General features: G+C 73.0%; 25 protein-coding genes and 1 pseudogene. 13 read left to right on the top strand and 13 right to left on the bottom strand.

The features are described 5' to 3' along the window. Nucleotides 1-63 precede the first annotated feature (63 nt). On the top strand, nt 64-525 hold the full coding sequence (locus tag ACI79D_RS14710) for a hypothetical protein (protein ID WP_456919162.1): 462 nt from the start codon (nt 64-66) through the stop codon (nt 523-525). A gap of 65 nt (nt 526-590) precedes the next feature. Here the strand turns inward: ACI79D_RS14710 and ACI79D_RS14705 are convergent, their stop codons facing one another. Continuing rightward, nucleotides 591-794 carry a cold-shock protein gene (locus ACI79D_RS14705; protein ID WP_012948038.1) on the bottom strand — a complete coding sequence of 68 codons (204 nt, stop codon included), beginning with the start codon at nt 792-794 and terminating at the stop codon, nt 591-593. A 250-nt stretch (nt 795-1,044) separates the two neighbouring features. Between ACI79D_RS14705 and ACI79D_RS14700 the strand changes: the two genes are divergently transcribed. Next, a complete protein-coding gene (locus ACI79D_RS14700; protein ID WP_456919161.1) occupies nt 1,045-1,260 on the top strand; it encodes a hypothetical protein in 216 nt (71 codons plus the stop codon). A gap of 25 nt (nt 1,261-1,285) precedes the next feature. Here the strand turns inward: ACI79D_RS14700 and ACI79D_RS14695 are convergent, their stop codons facing one another. The 9 genes and pseudogenes from ACI79D_RS14695 to ACI79D_RS14655 all read right to left on the bottom strand — a co-directional run bounded on the left by ACI79D_RS14695 (nt 1,286) and on the right by ACI79D_RS14655 (nt 6,215). Next, nucleotides 1,286-1,687 carry a hypothetical protein gene (locus ACI79D_RS14695; protein WP_456919160.1) on the bottom strand — a complete coding sequence of 134 codons (402 nt, stop codon included), beginning with the start codon at nt 1,685-1,687 and terminating at the stop codon, nt 1,286-1,288. A gap of 98 nt (nt 1,688-1,785) precedes the next feature. Next, the gene (locus ACI79D_RS14690) at nt 1,786-2,067 is read right to left on the bottom strand and encodes a YciI family protein (RefSeq protein WP_456919159.1); all 282 of its coding nucleotides are present in this window, start codon (nt 2,065-2,067) and stop codon (nt 1,786-1,788) included. 56 nt (nt 2,068-2,123) lie between these two features. After that, nucleotides 2,124-2,351 (bottom strand): hypothetical protein, encoded by a 228-nt coding sequence (locus ACI79D_RS14685; RefSeq protein ID WP_456919158.1) that lies wholly within the window; start codon nt 2,349-2,351, stop codon nt 2,124-2,126. 220 nt (nt 2,352-2,571) lie between these two features. Beyond that, on the bottom strand, nt 2,572-2,694 hold the full coding sequence (locus ACI79D_RS14680; protein ID WP_456919157.1) for a muconolactone Delta-isomerase family protein: 123 nt from the start codon (nt 2,692-2,694) through the stop codon (nt 2,572-2,574). 49 nt (nt 2,695-2,743) lie between these two features. Beyond that, nucleotides 2,744-2,872, bottom strand: a pseudogene (locus ACI79D_RS14675) (muconolactone Delta-isomerase family protein); the annotation flags it as partial. Beyond that, entirely contained in the window at nt 2,869-3,723 is an 855-nt protein-coding gene (catA, locus tag ACI79D_RS14670) for a catechol 1,2-dioxygenase (RefSeq protein ID WP_456919156.1), read from the bottom strand. The gene catA and the pseudogene ACI79D_RS14675, both read right to left, overlap by 4 nt. A gap of 26 nt (nt 3,724-3,749) precedes the next feature. Then, entirely contained in the window at nt 3,750-4,850 is a 1,101-nt protein-coding gene (locus ACI79D_RS14665; RefSeq protein ID WP_456919155.1) for a mandelate racemase/muconate lactonizing enzyme family protein, read from the bottom strand. Continuing rightward, nucleotides 4,847-5,785, bottom strand: a complete 939-nt coding sequence (locus tag ACI79D_RS14660) for a LysR substrate-binding domain-containing protein (RefSeq protein WP_456919154.1) — start codon at nt 5,783-5,785, stop codon at nt 4,847-4,849. The genes ACI79D_RS14665 and ACI79D_RS14660 overlap by 4 nt, the downstream gene beginning before the upstream one ends. Before the next feature lie 259 nt (nt 5,786-6,044). Continuing rightward, nucleotides 6,045-6,215 carry a hypothetical protein gene (locus tag ACI79D_RS14655; protein ID WP_456919153.1) on the bottom strand — a complete coding sequence of 57 codons (171 nt, stop codon included), beginning with the start codon at nt 6,213-6,215 and terminating at the stop codon, nt 6,045-6,047. A gap of 241 nt (nt 6,216-6,456) precedes the next feature. Between ACI79D_RS14655 and ACI79D_RS14650 the strand changes: the two genes are divergently transcribed. The 10 genes from ACI79D_RS14650 (at nt 6,457) to ACI79D_RS14605 (ending at nt 13,688) form a co-directional block, all read left to right on the top strand. Further along, nucleotides 6,457-7,044 (top strand): dihydrofolate reductase family protein, encoded by a 588-nt coding sequence (locus ACI79D_RS14650; protein WP_456919152.1) that lies wholly within the window; start codon nt 6,457-6,459, stop codon nt 7,042-7,044. A 176-nt stretch (nt 7,045-7,220) separates the two neighbouring features. Next, nucleotides 7,221-7,997: a TetR/AcrR family transcriptional regulator C-terminal domain-containing protein gene (locus tag ACI79D_RS14645; protein ID WP_456919151.1), complete on the top strand. Its 777-nt coding sequence runs from the start codon at nt 7,221-7,223 to the stop codon at nt 7,995-7,997. A gap of 112 nt (nt 7,998-8,109) precedes the next feature. Continuing rightward, nucleotides 8,110-8,445 (top strand): STAS domain-containing protein, encoded by a 336-nt coding sequence (locus ACI79D_RS14640; protein ID WP_456919150.1) that lies wholly within the window; start codon nt 8,110-8,112, stop codon nt 8,443-8,445. A gap of 121 nt (nt 8,446-8,566) precedes the next feature. Further along, nucleotides 8,567-9,403, top strand: a complete 837-nt coding sequence (locus tag ACI79D_RS14635; protein WP_456919149.1) for a DUF2382 domain-containing protein — start codon at nt 8,567-8,569, stop codon at nt 9,401-9,403. A 253-nt stretch (nt 9,404-9,656) separates the two neighbouring features. Then, on the top strand, nt 9,657-10,295 hold the full coding sequence (locus tag ACI79D_RS14630; protein ID WP_456919148.1) for a cysteine hydrolase family protein: 639 nt from the start codon (nt 9,657-9,659) through the stop codon (nt 10,293-10,295). 604 nt (nt 10,296-10,899) lie between these two features. Beyond that, nucleotides 10,900-11,130, top strand: coding sequence for a DUF7455 domain-containing protein (locus ACI79D_RS14625; RefSeq protein WP_456919147.1), 231 nt, complete (start codon nt 10,900-10,902; stop codon nt 11,128-11,130). Beyond that, complete coding sequence (locus ACI79D_RS14620; RefSeq protein ID WP_456919146.1) at nt 11,127-11,606, top strand: DoxX family protein; 480 nt, start codon at nt 11,127-11,129, stop codon at nt 11,604-11,606. The genes ACI79D_RS14625 and ACI79D_RS14620 overlap by 4 nt, the downstream gene beginning before the upstream one ends. A gap of 155 nt (nt 11,607-11,761) precedes the next feature. Beyond that, the gene (locus ACI79D_RS14615; RefSeq protein ID WP_456919145.1) at nt 11,762-12,256 is read left to right on the top strand and encodes a YkgB family protein; all 495 of its coding nucleotides are present in this window, start codon (nt 11,762-11,764) and stop codon (nt 12,254-12,256) included. Between the two features lie 227 nt (nt 12,257-12,483). After that, nucleotides 12,484-13,152: an SgcJ/EcaC family oxidoreductase gene (locus ACI79D_RS14610; RefSeq protein WP_456919144.1), complete on the top strand. Its 669-nt coding sequence runs from the start codon at nt 12,484-12,486 to the stop codon at nt 13,150-13,152. 119 nt (nt 13,153-13,271) lie between these two features. After that, nucleotides 13,272-13,688 (top strand): anthrone oxygenase family protein, encoded by a 417-nt coding sequence (locus ACI79D_RS14605; protein ID WP_456919143.1) that lies wholly within the window; start codon nt 13,272-13,274, stop codon nt 13,686-13,688. Between the two features lie 153 nt (nt 13,689-13,841). Here ACI79D_RS14605 and ACI79D_RS14600 read toward each other — a convergent pair whose 3' ends face one another. Beyond that, nucleotides 13,842-14,480: a TetR/AcrR family transcriptional regulator gene (locus tag ACI79D_RS14600; protein WP_456919142.1), complete on the bottom strand. Its 639-nt coding sequence runs from the start codon at nt 14,478-14,480 to the stop codon at nt 13,842-13,844. Nucleotides 14,481-14,565: 85 nt separating this feature from the next. Here ACI79D_RS14600 and ACI79D_RS14595 point away from each other — a divergent pair, with 85 nt between their 5' ends. Next, nucleotides 14,566-15,894, top strand: coding sequence for an FAD-dependent oxidoreductase (locus ACI79D_RS14595; protein ID WP_456919141.1), 1,329 nt, complete (start codon nt 14,566-14,568; stop codon nt 15,892-15,894). 539 nt (nt 15,895-16,433) lie between these two features. On the opposite strand, the gene ACI79D_RS14590 is transcribed toward ACI79D_RS14595, so the two are convergent. Next, entirely contained in the window at nt 16,434-17,426 is a 993-nt protein-coding gene (locus tag ACI79D_RS14590) for a LacI family DNA-binding transcriptional regulator (RefSeq protein WP_456919253.1), read from the bottom strand. A 221-nt stretch (nt 17,427-17,647) separates the two neighbouring features. Beyond that, on the bottom strand, nt 17,648-18,484 hold the full coding sequence (locus tag ACI79D_RS14585; protein ID WP_456919140.1) for a carbohydrate ABC transporter permease: 837 nt from the start codon (nt 18,482-18,484) through the stop codon (nt 17,648-17,650). Between the last annotated feature and the right edge of the window lie 32 nt (nt 18,485-18,516).

Below are 18,516 nucleotides of genomic sequence, written 5' to 3'. Positions count from 1 at the left end.
GCGCCCCGCCACCCCGTGACCCCGGGTGGCGGGGCGCCTGCGCGTGCGGCGGAGACTGGGGCGGTGACCTCGCCCGACGCCCCGCTGCCCGACGTCTGGTTCACCCGCGACCTGCCCGTGCTGCGGGCCATCGCCCGGCTGGTCGACGAGCCGACGCACGGCGGCAACCCCTACCTCGGGCAGGTCGTCCCGGCGAGCGGACTGCCCAAGCCCGAGGTGGCCGCGGCGGCCCGGGCGCTGGTGTCGGCGGGCTACGTCGAGGCGCTGACCACCTACGCCGGCGAGATCGTGCGGTTCACCGGCATCTCGCCGGAGGCGCGCCGGCTGGCGGGGCTGTGGCCGACGCCGCAGGGGGAGTGGGACCGGCTGCTGGAGCAGCTCACGGCGCGGGCGCAGAACGCGCCGACCGACGTCGAGCGCGGCCGCTGGCGGGCCCTCGCCGACGCCGCGGCCGCGATCGGTCCGCACGACGGGGCGCTGCTCATGTCGGCGCTCATCGGGGGCTACGTGCCGCGAGCCCGGTGACCGGCAGAAACGACAGCGCCCCCGCCCGGCGGACCGGGCGGGGGCGCTGTGCGCTGATCAGGCGATCAGAGCGGGTTGACGTTCGCAGCCTGCGGGCCCTTCTGGCCCTGCTCGATGTCGAACGAGATCCGCTGGCCTTCGTCGAGCGAGCGGTACCCGCTGGTCTGGATGGCCGAGTAGTGGACGAACACATCCGGTCCGCCACCGTCAGGGGTGGCGAAGCCGAACCCCTTCTCCGCGTTGAACCACTTGACAGTTCCTTCGGGCATTGCTCGCTCCTAGCTGAGGTGGTGCATCGGGGTCCTGCCATAGCGCAGGGCCTTCCCGACGGGGACGACCATAGTCGCCGAGCACCGCCTGCGGGGTAGTGGGCGCGACGAGGACGGGCCCGGGCGGGTCGCCGTCCCCCGGTCTTGCGGATTTCGTGCGCTTTCCCGGCCACGGACGTGCGGTTGGGACCGGAGAGTCCTCGGTGCCGGGAACGACCCGGCGGACGACCACGAGGAACGGATTCCCGCCATGACCGCCGCGCTGCTCACCACCGCCCCCTTCGCCCTGCGCGACGTCGAGGACCTCGCCGAGGCCGACCTGGACGCCCACCTGGCCGAGCGGCTGGACGAGGCGGGCCGGGTGCCGGGCGCGCCGGCCGAGGCGCGGACGCTGGCCGCGACGATCGGTGCGGCCGCGCTCGCCGCCCACGCCCTCGGCGCCCGGGCGCACGACCTGCTGGGCTGACCGGCACCGCCGGGCGGGGCCGGCGTCAGAGCAGCCGGCCGGGCTCCTCGGGGAAGGGCCGGCCGGACGACGGCGCGGGGGAGTAGTCCGGGCTCGGTAGGCCGGGCGACGGCCCGCGGCCCGCAGGCAGCGCCAGGGGCTCGGCCCGCCACGAGGACACCTCGATCGGCGGCTGCTCGGCCCAGTACGCCTCGGCGGCCTCGAGCCGCTCCGCGCGCCACTCCTGGACGGCGCGCCGCCAGCGACGGCCACCGACGTCCAACCCGACGAGGACGGCGATGCCCACCGCCACGGTCAGGCAGGCGTTGGTCACCGCGGTGGCGACGTCGAGCGGGGTCAGCTGCGGCCACCCGATGCTCTCGAGCTGGTGCCCGACGATCTCGACGACGACGTAGAGCACGCCGTACACGAGGAACGACACCCGCACCGCACACACCTCCGTCCCGGACCCGACCCCCTCTCAACGGCAGGTCCGGTTCCGGGACGTCGCCTGGACGCCCCGCGGTCACCCTCCCGGGTGAGTGCTCAGGGCTGCAGGACCTCGTTCCACGGGCGCACCGACCAGCCGGCGACCACCCCGTGCCGCACGAACGGGTCGCCGGCGATGAACTCCTCGGCCGCCTCGCGGGTGGTGAAGACGCCCATCGCGTCGCCGTTCATCGGCTCGTCGAAGGTGCCGACCATGAGCAGCAGCCCCCGGTCGCGGAACTCGTGCAGCCGGGCCACGTGGTCCGGGCCGTGCTGCCGGGCCAGGGGCAGGAAGTCCTCGACGGCGTGGTAGGTCATCACGTACTTCACGGCCGGCATCCTGGCCGGTCCCGCCGACATCCGGACCGCTCCACGGCGTGCCCTCGTCGCCGCGGTCAGCGGCGCGGCAGCGCGGTCAGGACGTTGCTCCTCTCCGCCTGGCCGGCCGGGTGCGCGTCCCGCCCCGCGAACTGCCGCACGGTCCTCCAGTGGCCCGGCGCCCAGGCGCGCACCATCAGCCCCTCGCCGGAGAAGGCGACCAGTGCTCCGCCGTCGGTGGCGAGGACGTCGGCCTCGATCCTCTCGTCCTGTTCCCCCGTGAGCTCCACCGTCCAGATCGGCATGCCGACGTTCTCCCGTCTCGAGCCACCGCTTCTCAGCGCTCGGTCCCAGGCAAGCGCCGACGGGAGGAGCCGGCAAACGCGGACGGGCGCGTCGTCGCTCTGGGTTATCGGAACCAGAGCGTTCGAATCGATGCCGTCTCCGCCGGCCTGTCGGAGCGGACGGCGCGGGCGCTGGTCGCGGGCCTGCGCGGTGTTCACTGCGCCGGGGCCTGCGCGGTGTTCACTGCGCCGGGGCCTGCGCGATGTCCGACGGGTGCGGGGCCAGCGGCGTGACCGTGATGGTCATGTACGGGAACAGCGGCAGCCCCCAGAGGATCTGGTGCAGCTGCTCGTTGCTGTCCACGGCGAAGACGCTGAGGTTTGGCGTACTGCCCGACGCAGCGCCAGATGTGCGGCCAGTGGCCGGAGCGCTGCCACTGCTGGGAGTAGGCCTTCTCCCGGGCTAGGAGGTCGTCGCGGGCCGCCGGGTCCATGTCCGGCGGCAGCGCGACGTCCATCCGTACCGCGTACAGCTGGGTCACGCCGCGGGGTCCAGCCGGAAGTCGTAGGTGACCTCCTCGCCGTTCCCCGAGGCGGCCGGCGTGGGCCGCAGGATCAGCTCCGGCTTCACCGCCTGGGCCACGTCGTCGGCCACGTGCTCCCCGCCGTCGAAGTACAGCTGGGTGGTGACCAGCTGCTTGCCGGGCGCGGACACCTTCAGGTGCAGGTGGGCCGGCCGCCAGGCGTGCCAGCCGGCCGCGGCGATCAGCGCGCCGCAGGAGCCGTCGGTGGGGATCTGGTACGGCGCGGGTTTGATCGTGTGGAACGCGTAGCGGCCGTCGGGGCCGGTCAGGATCGTGCCGCGCAGGTTCCACTCCGGGATGCCCGGCGCGAACTGCGAGTAGTAGCCGTCGTCATCGGCGTGCCACAGCTCCACCCGCGCACCCTCGATGGGGCTGCCGTCGAGGTCGGTCACCGTGCCCTGGAAGAGGAACGGGGTGCCCCTCTCGTCGTCGCGCATCGGCAGGGTGGCCTCGCCGTGGAACTCGGGCGAGCCGGGGATGTAGTACGGGCCCTCGATGGTGCCGACGGCGCCCTGGCGGTCGGCGTTGGCGACCTCCTCCACGACGTGCTCGACCCACACGTCCAGGAACAGCGGCCACTCGCCGTCCTCGCCGACCCGGATCAGCCACGCCTTGAGCGCGTCGTACTCGGCGTAGGTCAGCCCGTGCTTGCGGATGACCCCGTGCAGGGCGGTGAGGGCGTCGGTGGCGATCGCCGAGACGCGGGCCTGGTCGACGGCGGCCGCGCTGCGCTCCTTCTGCGCGAAGCGCTCGGTGGCGTTGCGACCGGCGCCGGCCGCGGTGGGGTTGGGGGCGGTGGGTGCACTCACGGTGTCCTCCTCGGTGGTGGGGTGGTTCAGTCCTGGCGGTAGCGGCCGAGCTTGTCGGGGTCGATGTCGATGCCGATTCCCGGTCCGGGACGGACGGCGAGCTCGCCGCCGGAGATCTCCAGCGGCTCGGTGAGCAGGTCGTCGCGCATGTCCAGGAAGTTGGAGAGCTCGCCGGCGCGGCGCGACGAGCTGCGGTGGGCGGCGCCGAAGGCGACGGAGCAGGCGGTGCCGACCTGGCCGTCGATCTGGTTGCCCATGACGACCTCGGCCCCGAGGCCCTCGCACTGGTGCAGGATCCGCTGCGAGGTGCTGAACCCGGTGCGGGCCGTCTTGATGCTGATCATGGTCGCCGCGCCGTCGAGCAGCTCGCGGGTCACCTGGCCCGGCGTCGTCGCGCTCTCGTCGGCCACGGTGGGCACCGACGTCCGGGAGGTCAGCCAGCGCCGGCCCAGGACGTCGTCGGCGGGGCAGAGCTCCTCGGACAGCGTCAGACCGAGGTCGGCCATCGCGTCGAGGGCACGGGCGGCCTCCGACGGGGTCCAGCCACGGTTGCCGTCGACGTAGAGCTCCACGTCGGCGCCGAGGGCGGTCCGCAGCGCCCGCACGGCGCCGACGTCGAGCTCGACCGGCCGCCGGCCGACCTTCACCTTGAAGGTGCTGATGCCGTAGGTGTCCCGGACCCGCTCGGCCTCGGCGACCATCTCCGCGTCGGGGGCGAACCCGACCATGTGGGCGACCCTCATGCGGTCGGTCCAGCCGCCGAGCAGCTGCGACACCGACAGGCCGAGCCTGCGGCCCAGGGCGTCCCACAGCGCCATGTCGATCGCCGCCTTGGCGGCGGGGTTGCCGATGGTGCGGTCCAGCCGCGCGTGCACGGCCTCCCGGTCGAGCAGGGTGAGCCCGGCCAACTGCGGGGCGAACACCGTGTCGACCACCGCGACGATCGACTGCTGGGTCTCGCCGTAGGTGTACGGGCGCGGCGGGGCCTCCGCGACACCGACGACGCCGTCGTCGGTGTGTACGCGGACCAGCACGTGGTCGGCGACGTGCACCTCGCCGCTGGCGAAGCGCAGCGGCTTGGCGTACGGGATGGCGAACGGGATCGCCTCGATCCGGACGATCTTCACCGGGTACCTCCCAGAGGGACGTCGAGGTCTGCGTCCGGCAGGTCCACGTCCGGGGTGATGAAGCCGTTGGCCTCCAGGGCCCGGAGCAGGCGGGCCAGGGCGGGGGAGTCGTCCTCGCGGCGCCAGGCCAGCGCCAGGTCGATGGAGACGTCGTCAGCGACGGGCACCAGCCGGACGCCCTCGACGCGCAGGGCCTCGACCGACTCCGGCAGCACCGCGACACCCAGTCCGGCGGCGACCAGGGTCAGCACGATCGACGTCTGCCCGGCCTGGTGCGCCCGCCGCGGCACGAAGCCGGCCGAGAGGCAGGCCTGGGCCACCGCGGTGTCGACGACCGAGTCCGGGACGCCGTAGGTCACGAAGTCCTCGTCGCGGAGCGTGGCCAGGGTCACCGGCTCCTCCCCGGCCAGGCGGTGACCGGCCGCGACCGCCAGCACCAGTCGCTCCCGGGCGATCAGGCGGGAGGCCAGGCCGGCGCTGCGCAGCGGCGGCCGGAGGACGGCGAGGTCGATCCGGTACTCCTCCAGCGCGCGCTCCTGCGCGGGGGTCAGCAGGTCCGGCTGGAACCGCAGCACCAGCCCCGGCAGCTCGCGGCCGGCGATCCGCGCCAGCTGGGGCAGCTGCCGGAACGCCGCGAGGCCGGTGGCACCGACCCGGAGCAGCCCGGTGCTGCCGGCCGCCACCAGGCGGACGCGGGACTGCGCGGCCTCGACCGACTCGAGGACCCGCTCGGCGTCGCGCAGCAGGGCCTCGCCGGCGGCCGTGAGCTCGACCCGCCGCGTCGTCCGGTGGAACAACGTGGCACCCAGCTGCGACTCCAGCTGGCGGATCGCCTGGGACAGCGGGGACTGGGCCATGTGCAGCTGCTCGGCAGCCCGCCCGAAGTGACGGGTCCGTGCCACGGTGACGAAGTAGTGCAGCTGCCGGATCTCCACGCGCGCTCCTCCGCCCGTCCCGCGCCGTCCACCGGGCTCCCGGCAGCGCTGGTCGTTGTGACGGGGGGAACGTAAGCCCGCTCCATGTGGACGCACAAAGACCCAGTTCGGCCCCATTCAGACGTCACGCATCTGAATCGGGCCTGGCTGCGGGCGGGGGAGGGTGCCGGCTCCGACGTGCCGCGGCTCGACATCGGCGCCCGTTCCGGGACCAGGGGCGGGTCCCGCGACCGCCTGATCGGTGCGGCCGCCGCACGGATCAGGCGGGCTCGGGCACGCCCCCGGGATCGCCGCCGGGGTCATCCGGTTGCGGTTCGATCGGCGCAGGCGGCAGCGGGTCGGGTGCGTCGGGCAGCAGCTCACCCGGATCGTCGGGCACCGGCTGATCCGGGTCGATGATCGGGTCCGGTTCGGGCAGTGGCGCGACCATGCGACGAGTCAACCAGCGCCTGCCGCCGCTCACCGCTCCGCGGCAGCGCGATGCGACGGGTCCCGATGTGCAGGCCTGCTCACCGGCCGGGACCGTGCCCTCCTCGGCGCGACCCCGACCTGGCCGACCGGACGCACCGATGAGTTCGGCGCGCCCATCGGGTCGGCACTCACGTGGCGGCCCTGCACCCGGCGATCCGGGGAGCGCCTGCAGGGGCCACCTCGCGAGGGAGGAGTCCGAGGTGACCTCGATCCGCCTCGACATGACCACGTCGCTCGACGGCTTCGTCGCCGGCCCCGACGACCGGCCGGGTCAGGAGATGGGCCGCGGCGGCTTCCGGCTGTTCAACTGGCTCGACGACCGCGACGAAGCCGGCCCCAACGGCGAGGTCTTCGCCGACAGCCTGGCCACCGGCGCGATCATCGCGGGTCGCCGGACCTTCGAGCTGGCCGGCCGCTGGAACGGCGACCACCACTCGGGCGTCCCGATCCTGGTGCTGACCAGCCACGTGGACGACGGTGACGTGCCGCCCGGCAGCGCGCGGTTCTACACCGATGTCGCGGCGTGCGCGGCCGACGCGAGAGCGGGTGCGGGAGGCAGGGACGTGCTGGTCGCGGGCGCGGGCGCCGGCCAGGCGCTGCTCCGTGCCGGCGAGCTCGACGAGGTCGAGCTGCACCTCGTGCCCGTGCTGCTCGGTGCCGGACGCCGGCTGTTCGACCACCTCGACCACCTCCTCGAACCCCTCGAGCTGGAACTCGTGCGCACCGTCGAGGGCCGCGACGCCACCCACCTGCGCTACCGCGTGGTCCGGGACCCCGACGTCCACTGACCCCCGCCGGCGATGGCCGCACGCGGTTCCCTCCGGGACGACGGGCACGCGGTCACCCACGGTGGGGCGCGGCCACCCGATCGGAGGGTTCGTGTCGCTCGCGCGGGGGTGGGCGCGCGATGATCGACCGGGAGCGCGCGGAGCGTGCACGGGGGGCGGCGTCGGAGGAGGTCGGGATGGCCCGCAACGGCGCACCCGACGACCCCGACGAGCCCGAGGCGCGCGGTGGGGCGGCCATGGTGGTGCCTGCGGCGGCTCCGGGGACGGCGCGCGGCAGCCTGGACCGCCGGCGGGTGCTCGGCGCGGCGGTGGAGTTCATCGACGAGCACGGCATCGACGCGCTCACCATGCGTCGGCTCGGCGCCCGCCTCGGGGTCGAGGCGATGGCGCTCTACCGCTACGTGCCCAGCCGCGAGCACCTCCTGGACGGGGTGGTGGAGACCGTCATCGACGAGCTCTACGGCGACCCTGACGTGCACATGGAGGCCTCCGCCGGCTGGCAGGACTACCTGCAGCGACTGGCCCACGGGGTGCGGCGGATCGCCCTCGCGCACCCCGCCGTCTTCCCGCTGGTGGCGACCAGGCCGCCGGCTGCGCCGTGGATCCGGCCTCCGTTGCGCAGCCTGCGCTGGGTGGAGTCGTTCCTGACCGCGCTGACCGGCCACGGCTTCACCGACGAGACGGCCGTCGGCGCGTACCGCGCCTACACCAGCTTCCTGCTCGGGCACCTGCTGCTGGAGATCTCCCAGCGAGGGGTGCCGATCAGTTCCCGGGACGACACCGATCCGGCCACCGAGGGGGACGCCGACCTGCGCCAGTACCCGATGGTGGTCCGACTCGAGCCGCTGCTGCGCGAGGACGAGTCCGCGGTGGAGTTCGAGGAGTCGCTGGAGAACCTGCTCGACCGACTGGGCCGGCTGCTGCGCGAGTCGCGCCGTCGTCCGCGCTCCTGACGGCTGGCGTCTTCCCCTCCGCCGTCTTTCCTTCCGTGCGCTGCCGCTTTACGCTGTAAACGACCGGGCGTCGTTGCGCCGAGAGGCGCACGAGGAGGCGGATCGACGCAGCATGCCCCATCCATCGCTGCCGCGCGCGCCCGGTGAGGTCCGGTTCGGGCTCGAGGGTGACAACACCGTGCTCTACCTGACCGGGGAGATCGACACGGCCACCGTCGCCGCCTTCGAGGCCGCGGTGCTCGCTGCGAACGGGAGCCTCGTCGAGGTCACGGTCGTCGACGCCTCGGCGGTCACCTTCATGAACTCGGTCGGCGCCCGGCTGCTGCTGCAGCTGACCCAGCCGGCCCGGAAGGCCGGGCTGCGTCCCTGCCTCCGTCACCCGTCGAGGTCGGCGTTGCAGGTGCTGACCATGACCGGACTCGAGCAGCTCTTCGACCGTCTGGACTGAGCCCCGGCCCGGGGTCGCTCGTTTACGTTGTAAACGAGCGGGTAGGCGCTGTCGGCGTCCCGTGGGGGTCACCTCTGACCCGTCACGGGGCATCCGTCTCGCAGCCTTCCCAGGAGGACAGATGATCGGCACCGAGTCCATCAGTCGCGTGATCGGCAGCGACGTCTACGACGCATCCGGGCAGAAGATCGGTTCGGCGTCGGAGGTGTACCTCGACGACGAGACCGGTCGGCCGGAGTGGGCGACCGTGCGCACCGGCCTGTTCGGCACCAAGGAGTCCTTCGTCCCCATCGGCCAGGCCGACCTGACCGACGACGGCGTGCGCGTACCGGTGACCAAGGACCAGGTCAAGGGCGCTCCGAAGGTCGACACCGACGGGCACCTCTCGCCGCAGGAGGAGCAGGAGCTCTACCGGTACTACGGCCTGGACCTCGGCAACGGCGGTCGGCAGGTCGCCGGGACCAACGGCACGGCGACGACCGGCACGACCGACCGCGACCTGGCCGGGACGGGCGCCGCAGGTCGGACCGAGCACACCGACACCACCCCCGCGGTGGGCCGGGACACCTCCGGCCCGACGACCGACAACGCCATGACCCGCTCGGAAGAGCGCCTCAACGTCGGCACCCGCACCGAGGAGGTCGGCCGCGCCCGGCTTCGCAAGTACGTCGTCACCGAGAACGTCACCGAGACGGTGCCGGTGTCCCGCGAGGAGATCCGCGTCGAGCGCGAGCCCATCACCGACGCCAACGTCGGCAACGCGCTCGACGGCCCCGCGATCTCCGAGGAGGAGCACGAGGTCACGCTGCACGCCGAGCGCCCGGTCGTGGACAAGGAGGCCGTCCCGGTCGAGCGGGTCCGCCTGGACACGCAGACCGTGACCGACCAGGAGACGGTGACCGACTCCGTCCGCAAGGAGCACATCGAGCTCGACGAGGGCGCGACGGATCGTCGCTGACCTGCGCCTGCGGCGGCCCCCACCCCGGGTTCCGGTTCCGGGCTGGGGGCGCCGCGTCGCGGCCGGGTCCAGGGAGCCGGCGTCGGCCGAACCCATCCTCACGGGCAGCCCACGGCCTGCGGCCCTACGTGCCGACGCGGCTGTACGTGGCGGCCGGAGAGTCGGGCAGGGGGTCCGGCAGGCTCACGTCTCACACACCCGGCCAGCGGCGCCGCGGTAGCCGAACCGTCTGTGGCCCTGCCAGGCTCCCGGCATGCAACAGGCCTTCGGCATGACGATCCCGGACACAGTGGTCGAGATGTGCCGACCTCACACGACCGCGGTGCTGGTCTATGACCCGCAGGAGGGCATCCTGGCCCACGTCCGCGACCGCGACGGCCTGGTCCAGCGGATCACCGCCGTCCTGCGGGCGGCGCGGGCAGCCGGTGTGCCCGTGCTCTACGTCCGGCACGTCTCCCTGCCGCCGTCCCACATGGGCGTGGCCGCACTGCGCACCGCGATGGCCTGGCAGCGGGTGAGCCGGGCCGAGGAGGTCACGGCGGCCTTCCCGCCGGGCGCGGCCCACGCGGGGATCGTGGCGGAGCTCGCCCCCACCGCCGATGAGCCGGTGTTCGACAAGCTCGGCATGTCGGCGCTGGTGGGCACGCCGCTGGAGGCCGTGTTGCGCGACCGGGGAGTGACGACGCTGGTGCTGGTCGGCGCGGTGCTCGAGATCGGGATCGAACCCACCGCGCGGCACGCCGCCGACCTCGGCTTCCTCCCCGTCGTGGTCGAGGACGCCTGCGGCGTCGTGGACCACGAGGCCGCCCAGCGGTCACTGGACAGCCTCGACTACAGCCTGCTGACCTACCGCTGCCGCAGCGAGGACGTCATCGACGCCCTCCGGCAGTGACCTGCCGACCCGGAGCGGCGGCCCACCGCTGCGGCCTCCGTCGTCGGCCGCCGGGACCGGGTCTCCGCTGCCGCTGAGGCGGCGATCCGTTCCCCGGGTCCCGTGTTCCGTGTGGGCTTCGGCAGCGACCCAGCTCCGAAGGAGTGCCGCCCACCGCTGGATCCCTCCTCAGCAGCGGAGCCGCTGCTCGCGTCGAGTCGCGAGGTGCCCGTCGCGACGTCTCCGGCCACGGCGACCAGGCCGTGGTCCTCGACCGGTCCGGCGATGCGCCCACCGCAGCCGGACCGTCCTGGTCCACCGGCTCGCCGGTCTCACTCGGACGGCGACCTCGGCCGAGCCCGTGGATCTCGCGCACCGCCTCACCGCTCGACGCCCTGCGCGCGGACGTAGAAGCCGGCGCCCGCTCCCGTCGAACCGGATCGCACGCGCTCCCTTGACCTCGAGTCCGGTTGAGGTCCTAGCGTCGGTTCCGTTCCACCGCCACGAGTGCACTCGACACGGCCGATGACTTCGGACTCGCGATGGAGTCGTATCGGCAGGCGGGCATCGACCCGGGCAAGCCCCGGGCGACCGGCCCGAAGCCACCCCTCGGAGGGGAGCCCCCATGCCCACCGACCTCAGCCGACGTCATCGCCTCGCGGTCCCCACCGTGGCCGTCGGCGACCGTTGCGACCGCTGCCCTGCCGTGGCTCGGTACCGGGCGGTGCTCTCCAGCGGTGCGCTGCTGTTCTGCGGCCACCACGCCCGCGAGCACCGGGCCCGCCTGCTCGAGATCGGGGCCGAGCTGGGCCCCGTTCCCAGCGGGCCCGTCCCCGAGAAAGGACAACCGGCATGACCACCACGCACCTCACCGGCTCTGGCCGGAACGCCGCCCTCGTCCGGACGGCCTCGGACGTCGTCCTGCTCGTCGCCCGCATCGGCCTGGGCGTGATGATGGTGGCGCACGCCAAGCTGGAGTACGACTTCGGCGGCGGCAGCCTGGCCGGTGTCGGGCGGCTCTTCGACGAGGCGAGCGTGCCCCTGGCTGCGATCACGGGGCCGGCCAACGTGCTGTTCGAGCTCGTCGGTGGCATCGCGATGATCCTCGGCGTCGCGGTCCGGATCGTCGGCGTCCTGATGGCGCTGAACATGGTCGGCGCCTGGGTCTTCGTGCACACCAGCGGCCTGTTCGCCATGGACCACAACGGCCCCGAGCTGGTCATCACCCTCGGCCTGCTCAGCCTCGTGCTGGCCGTGACCGGCGCGGGCCGGTTCGGGCTCGACCAGCGGATCGCTCAGCGCCTGCACCGGACGTCGCGGACGGCGACCTGAGGCACTCCGCCGTCTCCGACAGTGCACGAGCCTTCGCGGGCCGGCGCGCCTTGCGGGCGCCGGCCCGCCCGCTTCGCCGGACACCGAGGGACCGGTGATGAGTTCCGCGCCGTCGCTCTGTCTTCTGTCCATCCGTTCCTGGAGAGGGGGCCGAGATGGCCACTTCCCACAAGGCGCACCCTGCGGGCACGGCTCTGCGGCTCGAACGGGTCGGCTCCGCCGTCGTCCGTTACGGGCTCGCCCTGGTACTCGTCTGGATCGGCGCCCTGAAGTTCGCCTCGTACGAGGCCGCGGCCATCGAGGGCCTCGTCGCCAACTCCCCGGTGCTGTCGTGGACCTACCGCCTCGGGAGCGTGCCCACGGTCGCGGCCCTGATCGGGGTCGCCGAGATCCTCCTCGGTTGCCTGATCGCCGCGCGACCCCTGGCGCCGCGGGTGTCGGCCGCCGGCAGTCTCGGGGCGGTCCTGATGTTCCTCACCACGCTGAGCTTCCTGCTCACCACGCCCGGGGTGTGGCAACCGGATCTCGGCTTCCCGTTCCTGTCGGGAGCCGGGCAGTTCCTGGTCAAGGACGTGATCCTCTTGGGCGCGGCCATCTGGACGGCCGGTGAGTCGCTCGCCGCGGCTCCCGCGAGGACGCGACCACGGTGAGGAGCCCCCGCGCGCCCCGGAGGACAGGATGAGCGCGCCGAGCGGCTCGGCGCGGGCGACGTCGGACGGTGGGCCGCGGCCGTGCAGCGTCGGCTGATGCCGCTCGATGCAGGCGGTGTTCCTGCAGGACCTCGCGCACCGGGCGCCGATCGAGAAGCTGTTCATGACCCCATCGACCTGGACGACGTCCCGGAGTACGTGGAGCCCGCCGTCGAGCGCACCGCAGCATGGCTGCACGTCTCCGTCGCGAGGACGCCGGCCTGATCTCCACAGACGCGCCCGCGCGAGACGGGCTCGGGACTCTCGAAGCCAGCGGGGAGTACCGCTGGAGCGCCGGCGGGCGTAGGAAGGACCTCACTGGGCCCGGCTCGTTCCAGCACCATCGGCGACCGGAGGCGACGGTGACTCGTACGGATCAAGCCACACACGCCGAACTCGTCGACCTCTTCGCGCGCATGTGTTCCGCCTGGACGGCGGGAGACGCCGCCGGCTACGGCGCCTGCTTCACCGAGGACAGCGACTACGTCTCCTACGACGGCACGCACGCCCGGGGACGGCGGACCATGGTCGAGAACCACGACCGGCTCTTCCGCGGCGTCCTCAGCCACTCGGCGCTGGTGGGGGAGGTCGAGTCCGTTCGCTTCCTGCGGGACGACGTGGCGGTGGTGCACGCGACGGGTTCGGTCCAGATGCCCTGGCGCGCGAGCCTGCCGACGCGGCGGCTGTCTCGGCAGACGATCGTGGCGGTCAGAGGAGACGACGGCTGGCGGATCGCCGCGCTGCACAACGGCCGGATCCGGCCGGTGACGATCCCCGCCCCCGACTCGCTGCCTGCGCGGGCCTCCCGGGCCATGACGCGCGCCGCCCGGGCTCTCCACGTCGGGAGGATGCGCTGACCGCGCCGGTCAGGTTCCGTCGCGCGCGGTCGGCGCACCCGACGCGAGCGGCGGGGGACACCTGGTCGCGGTCGCTCGCGTTCCTCGCGGCGGTCACGGCGGGGCTGCTGGCGGGCGGGATGCTGCTGATCGAGTTCGTCCTCGTCCCGTTCTGGCGGGCTACCTCACCGGCCGAGTTCCGGGAGTGGTTCACCGCGCACTCGGGTCGGATCCGCGCGCTGATGGTCCCGCTGGGCGCCGGCGCCGTCCTCTCCGGTGCGGCCTCGGCGGCGGCCCAGGTCACCGCACGTCATCGGAGCGCCCCGGCCGCCGTGGTGGCCGCGGGTGCCGTGGCGGGCGTCGTCGCGATCACCGCGGCGGTCAACGAGCCGGCCAACCACCGGTTCGTGGCGGGGGAGCTGACAGGGCCGGAGACGACGCAACTGCTGGGCAGATGGACGCGCTGGCACCACGTCCGCGTCGTCCTCGGGCTCGTTGCCACGGGCGCGGCATCGCTGGCGCTGACGCAGTGTCGTCCACCTCGCGCGCAGCCGTGACCGACTGACCGCCGCTGGACACCCGGGCGTCGAGCAGACGCTGCTCTCCGCTCTCGTCCGAGCCACTGCCACTGCGGTGGACGTCTGCAGACGAGCGGCCGACGTCCGAGGGGGCGCGCTACCTCCGGGCGGTGCCTCCCGTCGCTCGTACTGCTACCCCAGCAGTGACACCGCCGCCATCCGTTGCAGGTGCTCGACGTAGGTCTCGAACGTCCAGCCCCATGTTCCGACCAGGCGTTGGTGGAGCGTCGGATCGATCAGGACGTCGGCGATGGCGGCAGCTCGTTCGAGATCGAGGTCGGGCCGGAGCCCGCCGAGGTCGGCGACGCGGCCGACGACGTCTCGGGCGCCCTCGGCCCGCTGGTCGTCGGTCGTGGCGAGGAGGGCTGCTGCGTCCGGGTCGGCGTCGGCTGCCACCACGAGGACGTGGTGGAGCGTGGCGAGCCGCCTGTTGATGGCGGCGTTCATGGCCATCCACGCGGCGAGTAGCTCCGCGGGGTCGCCGCCCTGCATCATCCGCTGCACCTCGGGCCGGTCTGCGATGGCCACCGGTGCGTCGTCGCCGGCCAGCGTCCAGTCGAAGGCGAGCTTGAGCACGGCGGCCTTTGCGCCGACCGCGGTGAAGACGGTCCTGCGGCTGACCCCTGCGCGCTCCGCGATGGCGTCGATCGTGGTCGGGACATAGCCGCTCTCGACGAACAGTGCGGCTCCGGCGTCGACGATCCGTCGGCGTGTGGCCCGCGACTGCTCGTCGCGCAGAGCGGAGCGGTACGGGCGGCGGTCGTCCGTCATGCGCGCAGCTCCGCGCGCCGCGTCGTCCGGCTTGACGACACTAGTAGTGTAATCAACACCTCATCAGTGTAACGAAGGTGAGAGCATGGACGTCATCATCGTCGGTGCCGGGCCCACAGGTCTGACCCTCGGCGCAGTCCTGGCCCGGCGCGGCCATCGGGTCACAGCCATCGACAGGGACCCGGGCCCTGCTCCCGACGGCTCGTGGCGGCGCCGTGGTGTCATGCAGTTCGAGCAGGCGCACGGATTCCGCCCGCAGGTGCGCGACCTGCTGCTCGCCGAGTGGCCCGAGGCGTGGCAGGCATGGCTCGATCTCGGTGCGCAACCGATCGACCTGCCCGTCCCCGCCGCTCGGACGCCGGCGGTTGGGGTGCGGTCCCGTCGCGTCACCTACGAGCGAGCCCTCCGCCGGGCGGCGGCGGAGGTCGACGGGCTGACGGTCGCGGTCGGCCACGTCGACGGCCTCGTCGAGCGGGGCGGTCAGGTCGTGGGCGCGGTCGTGGACGGGTCGACAGTGAGCGCCGACCTGGTCGTCGATGCAAGCGGCCGCCTCTCCCGGCTGACGCCGCCGCCGCACGTTCGCGGCGACGTCGGCATGGCCTATGTGTCCCGGACCTACCGCCGACACCTGGGCGCGACGTCGGGTGCTGTGACCACCCCCTTCGCCTGGAGCGCCCGATTGCAGGGGTACGACTGCTACGCCTTCCCCCACGAACACGGCCACGTCTCGATCGTGATCATCCGACCCAGAGCTGACGCCGGCCTGGGCGCCCTCCGTCACCAGAGCGCCTTCGAGTCCGCGTGCCGTGCGATTCCGGGGCTGGCCGAATGGACCGACGCCCGCGTCGCCACGCCCACCAGCGGCGTCATCGTCGGTGGCGGATTGCTCAACATCTACCGGCGACAGCTCTGCCGGCCCGGTCTGGTTGCCGTCGGCGACGCAGTCGCGACCACGGCGCCCACGGCGGGCCGAGGGCTCGCCATGGCCAGCATGCAGATCGGCGCACTCCTGCAGCTGCTCGACACGGGCGCCGACCCCGTCGGCATCGCAGCTCCGTTCGGCGCTTGGTGTGACACCTGGATCCTCCCGTGGGTCGAGGACCACCTCGCCTTCGACGCCGAGTCGGTACGCCGCTGGCAAGGTCACGACCTCGACCTCACTCAGCCCCTGACCTCGGCCGCCATCGTCGCGGCTGGTCAAGCCGACCCCCGGATCGGACCCCACGTCGCCGGCTTTCTGGCCATGACGGCGTTGCCGGCGTCGTTGGCTGTCGCCGAGCCGCTGGCCCGCGCCGTCTACGAGACCGGCTGGCGTCAGCCGACGGCCGAAGGCCCCACGCGCGACGAGCTCGTCTCGATCGCCGAGAGCGCGAGCCAGGTCGGGGGCCCGGCTGGAGAGAGGCGCGCATCATGAACGCCCGCCGTTCTTCCGAGCGGCAGGCTGACGACGGTCGACTTCGCAGTGGTCGTCGAGCCGCTGCCGCGGGATTACGTGGCGTGGCCCGCCGCGCGGCTGCCGGAGCGCGGGGTCCGCCGTCGAGGACGAGGTCGGCGCCATGCTCCTGCTAGCGCTGTTCACAGCGGCGAACCCGCAGGTCCTGGGTGAGCGTAGGTGGGTGGGTCATCGGGCGAGTTCTCGCGCCCGGAGTGCCCGCAGAGGGCCATTGCCCGTACTGCCATGACCCCCGCTCACGGTAGTCATTGGTCGCGGGGGAAGGCGGCGACAGTCGGAGAGGGCGCCCTTGTCGGAAGGCACCCGGTGCTCGTCCGACCGGCTGGGGCGGCTGCTACGTCTCTCGACCGCGGACGTCTTGCGCGCGCCTGCGCCGATCGGAGTGCGAGGCGGCCACAGGAGGCCTTGCGAGCGTGCCCAGCTCGGCTTGCCTCGGCGACGACAACGCACCGTCGCCGCACTCGCATGGCCGAACGCCGTCGCTTGGCGCAATGACTCTGTCAGGAGGCCTGCCCCGGAGGCGAGGTGGACGCGCGGAGGACGAGGGAGGTGGCTTGGGTGCGGTGGAGATCGGCGACCGCCTCGCCGGAGATGAGCGCTAGGAGCATGTCGGCGGCCTCCCTGCCCATCCGCCGGATCGGTTGCTGCACCGTGGTCAACGGGGGATCGGCGACAGCGGACTCCGGGATGTTGTCGAAGCCGACCACCGAGAGCTGACGCGGCACGTCGATCCCGAGCTCCGCCGCGAGCTCCAGCGTCACCAGCGCCGAGAGGTCGTTCGCCGCGAAGACCGCGGTCGGCGGGGATGGGCGCGACAGCAGCTCGCGAGCCGCCTCGCGCGCGATCTCCGGTTCGAAGCCGCCGGACCGCACCAGCGCCTCGTCCACGGGCAGCCCCGCGGCGACGAGCGCCTCGCGATAGCCCTGTTCCCGCTGCTGCGCGGACAGCAGGTCCGAACGACCCGTGATCATGCCGATGCGGGTGTGCCCCAGCCCGATCAGGTGCTCCACGCCGAGCCGGGCCCCCTGCAGGTTGTCCGCGGTGACCGAGGGCACCCCCGAGGGACCCGTGTGCGGATCGACCGCCACCACTGGGCCGTCGGCCTGCACCTCCGTCACGGTCGGCGTGACCAGGACGGCGCCGTCGACGAGGCTCCCCATCAACCGGGTCAGCGACCGACGCTCCCAGCCCACCTGCGCCTCGACGTGTCCGCCGGCGGAGTAGGCGATCAGCTCGTAGCCGGAGCCGTGGATCGCGTCTGCGACCCCCTTGAGGACTTCGGTGCTGAAGGGCTCGAAGTCCATGACGAGCACACCCACGACGTTGGTACGACGGTTCCGCAGGCTGCGCGCGACGAGGCTCGCCTCGTAGCCCAGCCGGTCGATCACCTGGTTCACGTGGTCGACGGTCTCGGCCGAGACGCCGTACCGACCGTTGATGACCTTCGACACGGTGGAGATCGAGACACCGGCCTCCGCCGCCACCTGCTGCATCGTCACGCGCCCGCGGAGCGACGGCACGCGGACGCCGTCGGACCCGCCGCTCGGACCCACGAGGAGGTCCGAGCCCACGACGTCGTTCCGGGATGAGTCGAGCTCCATGGTCAACCTCTTCTCGGTCAGGCCCTCGACGGTCAGGCTGCCAGGCCCTCGCTCTACAGGACATCGGCGCCGGAGGCCACGAGCTGAAACCCCCCGCGGCCCCATGGCTGCTCTCAGCCCTTGACCGCCCCCTGCAGCCCGCTGACGATGCGCCGCTGCATGGCGAGGAACAGCATGAGCGCGGGGATCATCGCGATGGTCGTGAACGCCAGCACCCCCGCGGTGTCGGCCGAGTGCTCGGTCGAGTAGTCCGCCACGCCCAGCGGCAGGGTGCGCATCTCCCCCTGGAGCAGGAGCAGCGGGAGGAGGTAGGCGTTCCAGGAGGCGACGAAGGCGAGGACGCCGACCGTGACCAGGCCGGGCATCGACAGGGGCAGCGCCATCCGCCAGAAGATGCCGATCCGGGAAGCGCCGTCGATCATGGCCGCCTCCTCGATCTCCTTCGGCAGCGCCATGAGGAAGGGACGCAGGATGACGACCGTGGTCGGTAGCGCGAACGCCGCCTGCGGCAGCGCGATGCCCCACCAGGTGTTGCCGAGCTGCAGGTCGCGCGTCACGAGGATGAACAGCGGGACGATCGCGACGGCCGCCGGGAAGAGGAGCCCCAGGACGAAGACCATGAACAGCGGTTCCCGGAACCTGAACTGGTAGCGCGCCAGCGGGTAGGCGGCCATCACGCCCGCCAGTACCGCGATCGCCGTGGTGATGAGGGCGATCACCGTCGAGTTCAGCGCGTAGCGCCAGAAGTCCGAGTTGCTCAGGACGCCCTCGTAGTTCCGCAGCAGCCACGGGTCGGGGAGCGCGGCAGGGTCGCGCGCCAGCTGCTCGTTGCTGCGGAAGCCGCCGAGCGCGCCGTAGAGCACCGGTCCGAGCGTGAGCGCCACGACCGCCAGCGCCACCAGGTAGACCAGTGGGCCACCCCGCCCGTACGTCGTCGCCCGTCGTGCCATCACCGGGACCTCCTCTCGTTCGCCTGTTCCAC

The organism is Geodermatophilus sp. SYSU D00708, from assembly GCF_054050115.1.
Note: the sequence above shows the minus strand (reverse complement) of the source record. Positions and strands in the feature narration are given on the sequence as shown.

Coding starts and splice junctions, on each gene's coding strand:
- ACI79D_RS14700 (WP_456919161.1), top strand. CDS start 1,045: ATGACCGCCGCGCTGCTCACCACCGCCCCCTTCGCCCTGCGCGACGTC.
- ACI79D_RS14620 (WP_456919146.1), top strand. CDS start 11,127: ATGACCACCACGCACCTCACCGGCTCTGGCCGGAACGCCGCCCTCGTC.
- ACI79D_RS14585 (WP_456919140.1), bottom strand. CDS start 18,484: ATGGCACGACGGGCGACGACGTACGGGCGGGGTGGCCCACTGGTCTAC.
- ACI79D_RS14630 (WP_456919148.1), top strand. CDS start 9,657: ATGCAACAGGCCTTCGGCATGACGATCCCGGACACAGTGGTCGAGATG.
- ACI79D_RS14655 (WP_456919153.1), bottom strand. CDS start 6,215: ATGGTCGCGCCACTGCCCGAACCGGACCCGATCATCGACCCGGATCAG.
- ACI79D_RS14705 (WP_012948038.1), bottom strand. CDS start 794: ATGCCCGAAGGAACTGTCAAGTGGTTCAACGCGGAGAAGGGGTTCGGC.
- ACI79D_RS14690 (WP_456919159.1), bottom strand. CDS start 2,067: ATGCCGGCCGTGAAGTACGTGATGACCTACCACGCCGTCGAGGACTTC.
- ACI79D_RS14640 (WP_456919150.1), top strand. CDS start 8,110: ATGCCCCATCCATCGCTGCCGCGCGCGCCCGGTGAGGTCCGGTTCGGG.
- ACI79D_RS14625 (WP_456919147.1), top strand. CDS start 10,900: ATGCCCACCGACCTCAGCCGACGTCATCGCCTCGCGGTCCCCACCGTG.
- ACI79D_RS14645 (WP_456919151.1), top strand. CDS start 7,221: ATGGCCCGCAACGGCGCACCCGACGACCCCGACGAGCCCGAGGCGCGC.
- ACI79D_RS14615 (WP_456919145.1), top strand. CDS start 11,762: ATGGCCACTTCCCACAAGGCGCACCCTGCGGGCACGGCTCTGCGGCTC.
- ACI79D_RS14635 (WP_456919149.1), top strand. CDS start 8,567: ATGATCGGCACCGAGTCCATCAGTCGCGTGATCGGCAGCGACGTCTAC.
- ACI79D_RS14685 (WP_456919158.1), bottom strand. CDS start 2,351: ATGCCGATCTGGACGGTGGAGCTCACGGGGGAACAGGACGAGAGGATC.
- ACI79D_RS14610 (WP_456919144.1), top strand. CDS start 12,484: ATGGCTGCACGTCTCCGTCGCGAGGACGCCGGCCTGATCTCCACAGAC.
- ACI79D_RS14605 (WP_456919143.1), top strand. CDS start 13,272: ATGCTGCTGATCGAGTTCGTCCTCGTCCCGTTCTGGCGGGCTACCTCA.
- ACI79D_RS14595 (WP_456919141.1), top strand. CDS start 14,566: ATGGACGTCATCATCGTCGGTGCCGGGCCCACAGGTCTGACCCTCGGC.
- ACI79D_RS14590 (WP_456919253.1), bottom strand. CDS start 17,426: ATGCAGCAGGTGGCGGCGGAGGCCGGTGTCTCGATCTCCACCGTGTCG.
- ACI79D_RS14600 (WP_456919142.1), bottom strand. CDS start 14,480: ATGACGGACGACCGCCGCCCGTACCGCTCCGCTCTGCGCGACGAGCAG.